Raw genomic sequence first — 11,665 nt, forward strand, 5'->3', positions numbered from 1 at the left:
GCCCGTCAGACGACAGGCAAGCCCCACGGATCGCGGTACGGCCTGGACCGCATCGCGTCCGCCTCGTCGTCGCCGAGGATCCGCTCGGACTCCGGATCCCAGCGCAGCCGCTCCCTCCCCAGCCTCAGGGCGATGTTCCCCAGATGGCAGATCGTGATCGACCGGTGCGCCACCTCCGCCGGCGCCGCCGTCGGCCCTCGAGCGATCACGCAGTCGATGAAGTTCCGGAAGTGGTCGTCGCTGGCATAAAGCCGGATCGCCTCCGGGCCCAGCTCCGAGTCGAGCAACCCGGCCGGGTCGGCCTCGATCCGCCCCCGGTTGGCGTAGACCGTCCCCTCCGTCCCCTCGAACGTCACCCCCATCCGGTTCTCGTTCGAGATGGTCATCACCACGCCATTCTCATACACCGCGTCGAACGAGAAGGCCGTGGCCGTGTTCCAGAGCGGGTCGGACGGCTCGAACGTGCCGCTCACGTTGCGGATCTCCACCGGCCCGGTCAGGTCGGTGCCCATGCCCCACTGGGCGCAATCCGGGTGATGACCTCCCCAGTCGGTGATCTGGCCTCCGGAGTAATCCAGGATCCAGCGGAAGTTCACATGACAGCGTGCCCGGGCATACGGCGCCTCGGGAGCCGGCCCCAGCCAGAAGTCGTACTCGAACCCGTCGGGGACGGCGGCGACCCGCTTGTCGTCCCCCCCCTCGCCGGCCAGGTTCGGCCGACCCCCGGGCAGGCCGACGAGCACCCGCTTCAACTCGCCGATCTTGCCGTTGCGCACCAGCTCGGCGGCCTGGCGGAAGTTCCGGTCGGAGCGCTGCTGGCTGCCGGTCTGGAACACCACGCCCGACTTCGCCACCGCGTCGCTCATCGCCCTCCCCTCGGCGATCGTCAGCGACAGCGGCTTCTGGCAGTAAATGTCCTTGCCCGCCCGGCACGCCTCGATCACCGGGATCGCGTGCCAGTGGTCCGGCGTGCAGACCTCCACCGCGTCGATGTCGTCGCGGCCGAGCACCTCCCGGAAGTCGACATACGCCGAGCAGCCGGGATACGACCCGGAGCCGGCCCGCTCCGCGTAATGCTCCTCCACCAGCCGCTTCGCCGGCTCCCGGCCGCCGAGCTTGCCGTCCCAGTAGCCCTCGCTCTCGCGGTTCACGTCGCAAACGGCGACCACCTGCACGCGGTCGTCCCTCAGGAAGCTGCGCAGGTCGTTGAACCCCTGGTTCCCGGTGCCGATCATCGCCAGCGTGATCCGGTCGCTCGGCGCCGGAATGCCTCCCCGGCCCAGCGCCGAGGCGGGCACGATCATGGGCGCGGCCACCCCCGCCGCGGCCGCCCGGCCGACCGATCGGAGGAACCCGCGACGGGACGACGACCTCGGCGCGACTTCGCTTCGCTTCATGGCTTGGCTCGCACGTTCGGAAGACCGGGGGGGCCGGAGGCGGCCTCGACCGCCGCCCCTCCCGACTCTGCTCGAACCGGGCCGGGATCGCAAGGCCCCGGCGACGGTCGGCCGGCCCCGGCCGAGGCGATCGACCGGCGTCCCCGGAGGTCGGGTCGTGGCGACGGCGGGGCCGGGGAGAAGACGTCCCCGGGCCCGACCGGCCCCGGCGCCGGGGCCGCCCCCCTGCCGACCCCGCCGGGAGACGACCGCTCGGCCGGGAATCGGGCGTCGGGAGGGGCGGCGGCGGGCGCTTCGGCGCTTGGCTCGGTGCGCCGATCGCCTTCGGGGACCTCGACAGCGTCCCCTGGGAGGAACGTCTTGCAGGACTCGGTGTTGCGGCGATGCGAGTCCGTCCCCGAGGGGGGCTTTGGCGGTTCGTTTCGGTGGGAGGCCGGGACGAAGCTCGGGGTCGGGGGGCTCGGGGGCTCGGGGCCGACTCGGGAGGGGCCGGCTTGGCCTGGTCGGGATTCTCCTCCGGGTCCTGACGGTTCGGGCTCCCCGGCCGAGGGGAGGGGCGGTTCGTCTCGGGAGCCGGCCGGGATGGGAGGAGGGGCGGGCTCGGGATGGGGTCGGGGAGGGCTGGTGTGGGCGCGTCGCCACTGGCGATCGTCGTCCCGGCTGCGCTCGACTCGGATGCGCATGACCTGGTTGATCCCCCGGATCATCTCCGAGAACGCCTCGCGGCGGTAGCGCTGGCGGAGCTGGCCCTCCTTGCTCGAGTCGACCAGCCCGGATCGGGCGATCGCCTCGGCCTCCGGGCCGTCCTGGTGCTCCCAGAGGTCGGCCCGGAGCCGGTCGAGCCGGTCGAACTCCTCGGCGATCCGCCGGCGCAACGCGACCCGGGCGGCCTCCGGGTCGCCCGGGAGGCCGTCGACCGCGGCCTGCCGATCGCCCGAGACGATCCGAGCCAGCGACCAGATCTGCCGGGCGATCGGGTCGCCGCCGGGGCCGGGGGGCATCGGGAGCAGGCCGAGCAGGGTCATGGCGAAGGCCAGTTCCCGGGGATCCCAGGCGACCCCCTGCGCCAGCTTGGCGTCGAGCCGCTGCCAGTGCCGTTGCAGCCACTCGCAGCCGAAGGAGGAGGTCTCCAGCTCGGCGACGATGGCGATCGGGTCCCGGGCGAGGTCCTGCGCCTTGCGCCGAACGGCGTGCCGTTTCCTCCGCTCCCAGCGCTCGACGGCCAGGCGGGAGGCGTCGCGGAGGGCGGCCTCCTCGGCCTTCCTGCACCGCTCGAACCGCGCATAGGCGACGGCCGCCGCCCGGATCAACGCCTCCTCGGCCTCCACCTCCGAGCCGAGCTGAGCGGCCCATCGGTCGGCGAAGGCCTGCATGGCGGCGGCCTCGGCCTCGCCGTCGGGCAGGGCGGCGGTCAGGCCGTGGGTGCGCGCGTTGTGTCGGCTCCGCAGGCGGCCGAAGCGGTCTCGGGTCGGGTCGCCTGGGTTCGGAGCGCTCGGAGGGTCCGCGATCGTGCTCATGGGTGTCACCTCGACGCGACGGATTCGCCCGGCCCGCCCTCTTCGGGGCCGCCGGTCGGCCGGTTCTCTTCCCCTGCTGCTGCCGGCGCCGTCGCCGATCGCAGCGGAGGGCCGCAGACTCACTAAGAAGATCGGGCCCAGAGGCCGTCTTGGTCAGAAACGCTCCGATCGTCCCGATCCTCCCCCGGGAGAAGGCCGAACCAGGCTCCCCCCGGGAGGCCCATGCCCCCGCCCCCTTCCCCTCGGACCTCCCCGACGAGGACACCACTCAAACCGTCGTCAAGCCGGTGGACACGCCCCGCCCGCGGACGCCCACTCCCGGAACACTGGCGCGCCACCCGTGTCCCCCTCCCCAACGCCTCACGCGGCCGATCCCGCGGCCTGGGCGTCTCCGCCTCTTCTCCCGCTCACGCTCCGGACATCCCAGAAAGGTCCTTGCACCTCCGATCCGTCGCGATCAGAATGCAATCTGAACGGGATGACACGGTGCGTGGCGTGATGCTCCACGACACGTACGTCGTCGACAACCAAGGTGAGGCGGCGGGGAGTCTTGCCACTCGTGAAGATCCAGCAGAAAGACCTCTTCCACGGCGCGGCCCTGACCCAGATCATAGAGCACAACTCCTTCAAGGCGTTGAATAAAGTCGATGACAAATATGGGCACGATCTCGTTAACACCGATCGCCGTTTGATGATCAAGCTGACCGAAACGGACAATCCGCCCTGGCAGTTCACCTTTCAACCAGACGATCTCCAGCATCTTCGCGATGACATTGAATGAGGCGTCAAAACATTTGTCGTTCTTGTCTGCGGAAAAACAACGATATGTCTCTTAAATCAAGACGAATATCAAGTTGTCATCGATTTAAATTCTCAGAATGCTCAATGGGTTCGCGTCGAAGTTCCGAAGGCCAGCATGCGCGTACGGGGCAGTGCTGGCCAATTGAAGCGGGCCATCAAACACAACGCCTTTCCGAGAGACATCTTCGCCTAACCGCTCTCACATCGGGGTTTGGGTGCCACGGGTTCCGTCTTCGGAACTCGTGCCGATCGGAGGGCCAGGCCATGCGGATCGGGCCTCGAGCGACCATGGGATCCCATGAGCCGGCTTCCGCCGGCATGGGGGGCGGCACGACCCCAGCCACGCCGGCGAGGACGGAACCCTCGGCACCCAAACCATCGCCTCTGGCCGAAGGTCGTCAGGCGGCGGCGGGTTCGGAGGGGGAGCGGAGGGCCTCGATCTGGGCCGAGTAGGCCTTGACCAGGTCCTTGCGGCCGAGCAGGCCGATCAGGCGGGTTGGGCCGTCGGCGGGGACGACCGGCAGCTCGTCGACGTTCAGCTCGGTCATGCGTTTCAGGGCCGTGTGCAGGTCGTCCTCGGGGGTGACGGTCAGCGGAGGGCGGGCGATGTCGTCGGCGATGACCAGTTCGCCGAGGTTCGCCGTGCCGAGCAGCGCCAGGCGGACATCCCGCAGGGAGAAGATGCCGGTGAGCAGGCCCTCCTCGTTGACCACGGGAAAGAGCGTCTCGGTGGATCGAGCCACCCGGCGGACGACCTGGCTGAAGGGGGTGGCGGCGGGCACCACCTCCAGCCCCTCGGTACGCACCCGCACCTGGTCGACGCGGAGGCGCTCCAGCACGTCGACGACGAAGTCTCCCTGGTGCGCCGGGCTGTCCACGGGAGAGGCCACCTGCTCCTCGTAGATCGTCCATCGCCGGGAGAGCCCGACGTTCAGGCCGCAGACGAGCATCAAGGGGACCAGCAGGCTGTAGGATCCGCTCATCTCGCAGACCATCACGATCGACGACAGCGGCGTCTTGGACACCCCGGCGAAGAACCCTCCCATGCCCACCAGGGCGAAGGCCGCCGGGTTCAGGTCCAGCCCCGGCAGCGCCGCCCCGAGCAACTGGCCGACCGCCCCGCCGAGCATCCCGCCGATGAAGATCGACGGCCCGAACACGCCGCCGCTGCCGCCGGAGCTGATGGTCAGGCCCGTGGCCACGGTTTTCAGCAGCGCCAGGCTCAGCAGCATCGCCACGCCCATGCCGGGCTCGAAGGCCGACTGCCCCGGCAGCGTCAGCGACGGCGGCAGGCCGATCGCCCCCCACTGCACCCAGCCGTAGCCGCCGGTCAAGAGCTGGGGGAAGGCCACCGCCAGCAGTCCCAGCAGCAGGCCTCCCACGGCCGGCTTCAGGTGCCTGGGCAGCGGCAGCGGGCGGAAGAGGTGGTCCCGCATCCCGTAGAAGACGCGCACGTACAGCCAGCCCACGCCGGCGCAGGCGATCCCCAGCAAGGCGAACAGGGGCAGCTCCGGCAGGCCGTGGAACTCCAGCGCGGGGACGATGAAGATTGGCCTCGGGGTGATGAACAGCGCGAAGGTCGAGTACGCCACGATCGCGCTGGCCAGGCACGGCAGCAACGCGGCCGACTCCATCGCCGCCGTCATGTACAGCACCTCGCACGCGAACAGGGCGCCCCCCAGCGGCGCCCGGAAGATCGCGCCGATTCCCCCCGCGGCCCCGGCGAGCATCAGCAGCCGGCGTTCGTCGGGGGTCAGCCGCAGGAGCCTTGCCAGGAACGACCCGAAGCCGGCCCCGACCTGGGCGATCGGCCCCTCCGAGCCGGCCGAGCCCCCGGTGCCGATCGTGATGACCGAGGCCACGCCCTTGATCAACGGCACTCTTGCTCGGATCTGGCCGCCTCCCCGGTGGAAGGCCCGGATCAGGGCGTCGGTGCCGTGCCCCTCGGCCTCGGGGGCCCAGGTGAACACCAGGAACCCGGAGATCAGGCCGCCGATCGCCGGCACCAGCGGCACCAGCCACCAGGTCTTCGGGTAGGAGATCGGGTGGGGGGTTGCCTCCCCCGTCGGCGGCGGCACCAGGCCGAGCCACTCTCCCAGCACGCCATGGATCACCAGGTCCAGCAGCACCAGGAAGGCCACCGCCCCCAGCCCGGAGACCAGCCCCACCAGCGGGCTGCAGACCGCCACCCGCCCCGAGCCCGGCGTCGCCCACCGGGTCGTCAGGTGGTCCATCAGCCGGACGATCACGCGGCCGGCTCGCGCCGGGCTCGGACTCGATGGTTCAGAATCGGGCATCGGCCATTCTCGATCCATCAGGCGGTCGTTGGGCGCGGGGCCCTCCCGGCGATGGCCAGAGGGCCCCCGAGCGATCCCCCCCGTCCTGGGGCCCCGGCCGCGACGCTCCCGGGCGCCCGGCCCCGGTCGGGGGTCGCTTCCCCATCCTAATGGTTCCCCCGCGATCCGTCGATTGCGCGGCGACCGCCGGGAGCCTGCCCGCCGAGCCGGACCGATCCCCCTCGAGTCGCCTTGACGGTGCCGACCTCCCGAGATAGCGTGCCCTCCCGAGCGATCCCCAAGGATGGGGAGCCCGGGCCCGACGCCTCGGGCGCCGAAGGAGTCGAACGACGATGAACCGTCCCGCCGAGTCCCCGAGCGTGCCGGCGCTCGACCTGAAGGCCCAGTACCGGGCGATCCGAGACGAGGTCGAGCCGATCGTTCTGGAGCTGATGGAGAGCCAGCAGTTCGTGCTCGGCCCGAACGTCGCCGGCCTGGAGGCGGAGCTGGCCTCCTACTGCGGCGCCAGGCACGCCGTTGGCTGCGCCTCGGGCACCGATGCCCTGCTGCTCCCCCTGATGGCCTGGGGCATTGGCCCCGGAGACGAGGTCATCACCACCCCGTTCACCTTCTTCGCCACCGCCGGGGTCATCTGGCGGCTCGGGGCCAAGCCGGTCTTCGTCGACATCGACCCGGTCAGCTACAACCTCGACCCCTCTCGGCTCGCCGAGGCGATCACCCCCCGCACGCGGGCCATCATCCCGGTCCACCTCTACGGCCAGGCGGCCGACATGGACCCCATCAACGCCGTCGCCGCCGAGCACGGCCTGAAGGTCTTGGAGGACGCCGCCCAGGCCATTGGCGCCGGCTACAAGGGGAAGCGGGCCGGCGTGCTCGGCCACGCCGCCGCCTTCAGCTTCTACCCGTCGAAGAACCTCGGCGGCTTCGGCGACGGCGGCATGATCACCACGGACGACCCCGAGTTCGCCTCGCGGCTGGCCCGGCTCCGTGTCCACGGGATGGAGCCCAAGTACTATCACGCCGAGGTCGGCCTGAACTCCCGGCTCGACGCCTTCCAGGCCGCGGTGCTCCGCGTCAAGCTTCGTCACCTCGACTCCTGGACCGCCGCCCGGCGCGCCGTGGCCGAATCGTACCGAGACCACTTCGAGGCCGCCGGCTTGGGAGCCCTTGTCACCCTGCCGACGGAGCTCCCCCGCCGGATCCACGTCTACAACCAGTTCGTCATCCGGGTCGATCCCGCCCTCCGAGACCCGATCCGGGCCATGTTCACCGAGGAGAAGGTCGGCACCGAGATCTACTACCCCATCCCCCTGCACTTGCAGGAGTGCTTCTCCTCGCTCGGCTACCAGCCCGGCGACTTCCCCGTCTCCGAGCGCGCCGCCCGGGAGACGATCGCCCTCCCCATGTATCCGGAGCTCTCCGCCGACGCCATCCGCCGCGTCGTCGACCTGCTCGCCCACTTCTACCGGGGCCGGAACCTCCTCCCCTCCCGCCGAGAGCACGCCGCCTGATCCGGTCGGGACGACGCCGTCAGGACCCCGAGGACAGAACGCCCAGCCCTCGGGATCGCCCGACGCGGTTCTCCCGGGCGTCTTCGAGGACCAACGGATCGAGGCCGAGCGGGCCGGGGGAAACGCGTCCCCGGCCGCCTTGGCCCCTCGATCCGGCCTCCTCGAGCTCCGGCCAGAGGGAGGATCGCCCGTCCCTCCCTCCCGGAGTCGCGGTCGCTTACGCCCCCGGGCCCAGCCAGCCGACATCCTCCCGCCCCAGCCGGGGCAGGGGACGTCGGCCCAGTTGCCGGAGTGTCGGCAGCTCCCGCCTCAGTCCGGGAGCCGGCTCCTCCCCGGAACCTCCCCGGAGCCGACCGGGCACGACCCGGCGCCCGAGCTGCCTCAGCCGAGACACGACCCCGAAGCTCCCCCGATCGTCCTCGAAGGGAGAGGACTCCTCGGCGGCCCCACCGCGTCCGTCCTCGAACGACGCGGCCTCCTCGGTGGCCTCCGGCTCCGGATCCGAAACCGCCGGCCTCACCTCGTCCCGGGCCGGCAGGGGGAAGGAAGGCAGCGCGGGAGGCCCGAACGCTTCCGCTCCCCCCTCCATCGCGACCGGCTCCCGGTCGTCCGAAGCGACCCCCTGATCGGCCTCCCCGTCCTCCGCTCGCGGCTCCGGAGCCGACCGCTGCTCCCCCATCGCCGTCGCCAGCACGTTGCTCAGCAGGGCGATCGGCCTCCGGATCGAAACCTGCCTCGCCTCGGGGTCCGCTCCCATCGCTGGCGCCGCATAGGTCTCCAGGTCGATCCCCGCCGCCAGGATCGGCGCCGATTCCGACGCAGACTCCGGCTCCGGTCTAGGAGCCTCCCCTCGGGTCATGGCCCCGACTCCGGCGGGTTCCGACGCCGACGCCGACCCTGATGCCGATGCCGATGCCGGTCCCAGTCCCAGCCCCGGCCCCGGCCCCGATCCCGCCGCTTCTCCCGAGTCGGCGAGCCGGATCGCCGCCGCTCCCGAGCCGGCGGCGGCGCTGGACCCCGGCACCACGGGCCAGCCGTTGTCCAGCACCTCCACGACCGGCGATCCCTCCCCGATCGCGCGTTCCCCCCGAGGGCCCGGGGTTCCGGCGGCCATCGACTCGGGGGCGACGCTCGGCCGCTCTCCCCGGGGGCCCGGCGTTGGGGTCGGGGTCGGGGTCCGGGTCGAGGTCGGGGACCGGGAGGCGAGTGCTTCCCGACCGGCCAGCTCCCCGCCGCCGACGGTGAGCCTCCCGATGCCCACCCCGCGCGAGCCTGCCAGGTGCGGCCTCGCTGGGGTGTACGAGCCGGGGGCGCCGACCGGATCGACCGAGATCCGGGCCGGGGCGAGCCGGGCGATCGGATCGGCCGGCCGCATCAGCCTCGGCATCGCCGAGAGCCCGGCGCCGCCGGAGAGCCCCGCCCGGCGGCCCGGGCCGGCGCAACCGGAGGCGAGCACGATCAGGCACGAGGCCCAGAGGGCGAACGATCGACCCCGACCCATGGCGACTCCCTCCGCCGTCCCGGCATCCGGCATCCTGCCCCTGGCCGTCGGGTCGTCCCCGACCGAGCCGGGCCAGGCTTCTCCATCGGCGAACCCCCGTCCCCCCGATCGCCGATCCGGGCTCCCTCCCGCTCCGGCCCCGGCTACGACCCCCCCGGCCGTCAGGACCCGAACCCGCCCGTCCCCCCTCCCCCTCCGAGAAATCCGCCGCGACCCTCCCGAGCATCCCGGTCGCCCAACGGGTACGATGGACCTTGCCCCTGGCCCCGAACCGGGCGAACGGGCCGGCCTCCGGAGGGAGGATCGGGGCCGCCGAGTCGCAGTCCCCCTACGGGAGTTGGGTCGGATGGTCTCCAACGACGCCGCCGAGCGCTTCCTTGTCGCCCCCTTCCTCGCCGACCTCGACGCCTCGGCCCGGGAGGAATTGCTCCAGGTCCTGGCCGAGCACCGCGCCCGGGCCGGCGAGGTGCTCCTCCGCCAGGGAGAGCCGAACGACCGCATCCACTTCCTCATCGAGGGGGCCGTCTCCGTCCTCCGCAACGACGCCGACGGCCGGCCCGAGCCCATCCTCGAACTCCACGCCCCCACCGCCTTCGGCGAGGTCGCCTACTTCCAGCGCCGGCCGCAGCTCGTCAGCGTCGTCGCCCTCACGGACCTCCGCCTGCTCATCCTCGAACGCGACGCCCACGAGGTCCTCCGCCGCGTCGATCCCCGCACCTCCGAGCAGCTCGCCACCGCCGCCATCCGAGTCCTCGCCAGCCACTTCGAGCTGATCGACCAGCGCATCGCCGACATCCTCGCCCGACAGCCCGACCCCCAGACCGAGGCCACCGAGTGGGACCGCTTCCGCGCCCGACTCTTCGGCGAATCGAAGCTCTGATCCCCCAAGCTCTTGCGCCGGATCGTCCCCGACCGGCCCGAACCCCGGGCCGACCGATCGCGTCGGTTCGGCTAGGATAACCCCGGCCGACCTTGCGGATCGCGCCGGTCGCCCCGGCCGGCGAGAGAATCCGGGACGAATCGGCTGGCCGGCCCTCTCGGGACCGCCCGATCCCCTACCATCGGGACCGTCGCCCCCGCCGGAGGGGGCGAACCAGACGCGCGGAGGATGACGCGCATGCGCCTCGATCGATGGATCGCCCGCCGGGCCTCCCGCCCCCGATCGGGGCGATGGCGGCCCCGCCGGTGGCGCCGAGCCCCCCTCGATCTCCTCGAAGCCCGGACCCTCCGCGCCTCGGGAGCGGCCCCGGTCGCCGTGGCGCTCGACGCCGCCTCCACGGCCGACTCTCACGCCGTTTCCGTTTCCTTCCAGGTCGTCGGCCTGGCCGACGGCGATCGTGCCGAATTCGACGTGCACCTCTACCGATCGGCCGACGACCGCTTCGACCCCGACCTCGACCGCCTCGTCGGCACCACTCGGGTCGTCGTTCAGGGGGACGGCCGTCCCGCCGTGCTCGGCTCGACCACCGTGGTCGCCCCCGACGGCCTGAAGCCCACGCCGAATCGCCCCTTCGTGCTCGCCGTCGCCGACCCCGACAACGCCCTCGGCGAGCCCGAGGAGAGCCGAGCCGACAACGTCGCCGGCTTCCGCAAGCACATCATCGGCGTCGTCACCCACGGCGGCCTCCAGGGCTCCTCCTTCCCCCCCGAGTGGGCCGCCATCCTCAGCGACTCCCTCCGCGACCTCGGCTACGACGCCGTCATCACCTACACCTGGGCCGGCGAGAGCTCCACCCCCGGCGCCGCCCCCAAGCAGGGGGCCCGCCTGGCGAACATCCTGCTGCACACCGCGCAGCTGTTCCCCTGGGACGAGCCGGTCGACCTCCACCTGATCGGCCACAGCCAGGGGAACGTCGTCAACAGCGCCGCCCTGCTGGCCCTGGAGCGCCTGAGCACCCCCCAGCTCGCCGCCGGCTACACCCGGGCCACCCTGCTCGACCCCCACGCCGCCAAGAACGGCGCCCCCGGGCAGGCCAGCTTCACCGCCGACCTCGAGGGCTGGCTCGCCCGCCAGGCCGCCTCCGCCTACCAGTGGCTGGCCGACGACCCGTTCGTGACCATCCCCCTGTTCGTCGACGAGGCCGAGGTTTACTACCAGCACACCCCGGCCGAGCTCGACGGCCTGCCCTGGAGCCACAACCTCTGGGGCCAGGCCCCGGTCGTCGGCCGCGCCCGCTACAGCGACCTGACCGGCCCCGGCATGACCCACACCGGCCCCACCGGCGTGCAGACCTGGTACTTCAAGAACGTCGTCCCCACCCTCGCCGACGGCGGCACCTTCGTGAACCCGACCGCGATGACCGGCCGCCTCGTCGTCTCCCCCGGCGACCGGACCACCGGCGACCTCACCCGAACCGCCCTGGCCTCCGCCTCCTACACCGGCACCGCCGCCCCCGGCGGCCGGGTCCGCCTGCTCTCCCAGACCGTCCCCGGCGGCCCCTTCCTCCTGCTCGACGAAGCCACCGTCTCCCCCGACGGCTCCTGGACCCTCACCACCCCCAAGCTCCCCCGAGGCCACTACCGCATGCTCGTCCGAGGCATCGTCCCCGCCGGCGACGGCCCCTGGACCGACTTCTACCCGCTGCTCCCCCTCGGCCGCCTGGCCGTCCGCCCCGGCCTCGACCGCCCTCCCCCCCCCCCC

At 72.2% G+C, this 11,665-nt stretch carries 8 protein-coding genes; 4 read left to right on the top strand and 4 right to left on the bottom strand.

What is annotated here, in order from left to right; all coding sequences use genetic code 11:
• Nucleotides 1-5 precede the first annotated feature (5 nt).
• Nucleotides 6-1,397 carry a Gfo/Idh/MocA family protein gene (locus TsocGM_RS23575; protein ID WP_126727918.1) on the bottom strand — a complete coding sequence of 464 codons (1,392 nt, stop codon included), beginning with the start codon at nucleotides 1,395-1,397 and terminating at the stop codon, nucleotides 6-8.
• Nucleotides 1,394-2,914 carry a hypothetical protein gene (locus TsocGM_RS23580; protein ID WP_126727919.1) on the bottom strand — a complete coding sequence of 507 codons (1,521 nt, stop codon included), beginning with the start codon at nucleotides 2,912-2,914 and terminating at the stop codon, nucleotides 1,394-1,396. Before TsocGM_RS23580 ends, TsocGM_RS23575 begins: the two co-directional genes overlap by 4 nt.
• 559 nt (nucleotides 2,915-3,473) lie before the next feature.
• On the opposite strand from TsocGM_RS23580, the gene TsocGM_RS23585 reads away from it, so the two are divergent.
• Complete coding sequence (locus TsocGM_RS23585; RefSeq protein ID WP_126727920.1) at nucleotides 3,474-3,695, top strand: hypothetical protein; 222 nt, start codon at nucleotides 3,474-3,476, stop codon at nucleotides 3,693-3,695.
• Between the two features lie 418 nt (nucleotides 3,696-4,113).
• On the opposite strand, the gene TsocGM_RS23590 is transcribed toward TsocGM_RS23585, so the two are convergent.
• Complete coding sequence (locus tag TsocGM_RS23590) at nucleotides 4,114-5,964, bottom strand: chloride channel protein (protein ID WP_233579148.1); 1,851 nt, start codon at nucleotides 5,962-5,964, stop codon at nucleotides 4,114-4,116.
• Nucleotides 5,965-6,344: 380 nt separating this feature from the next.
• Between TsocGM_RS23590 and TsocGM_RS23595 the strand changes: the two genes are divergently transcribed.
• The gene (locus tag TsocGM_RS23595) at nucleotides 6,345-7,523 is read left to right on the top strand and encodes a DegT/DnrJ/EryC1/StrS family aminotransferase (protein ID WP_126727922.1); all 1,179 of its coding nucleotides are present in this window, start codon (nucleotides 6,345-6,347) and stop codon (nucleotides 7,521-7,523) included.
• A 217-nt stretch (nucleotides 7,524-7,740) separates the two neighbouring features.
• Here the strand turns inward: TsocGM_RS23595 and TsocGM_RS23600 are convergent, their stop codons facing one another.
• A complete protein-coding gene (locus tag TsocGM_RS23600) occupies nucleotides 7,741-9,024 on the bottom strand; it encodes a hypothetical protein (RefSeq protein WP_126727923.1) in 1,284 nt (427 codons plus the stop codon).
• Between the two features lie 346 nt (nucleotides 9,025-9,370).
• Here TsocGM_RS23600 and TsocGM_RS23605 point away from each other — a divergent pair, with 346 nt between their 5' ends.
• Nucleotides 9,371-9,904, top strand: coding sequence for a cyclic nucleotide-binding domain-containing protein (locus TsocGM_RS23605; RefSeq protein WP_126727924.1), 534 nt, complete (start codon nucleotides 9,371-9,373; stop codon nucleotides 9,902-9,904).
• Nucleotides 9,905-10,141: 237 nt separating this feature from the next.
• Nucleotides 10,142-11,665: hypothetical protein (locus tag TsocGM_RS23610; protein WP_126727925.1), on the top strand; the 1,524-nt coding region annotated here is incomplete at its 3' end.

Source organism: Tautonia sociabilis (assembly GCF_003977685.1).
GTDB classification, from domain to species: domain Bacteria; phylum Planctomycetota; class Planctomycetia; order Isosphaerales; family Isosphaeraceae; genus Tautonia; species Tautonia sociabilis.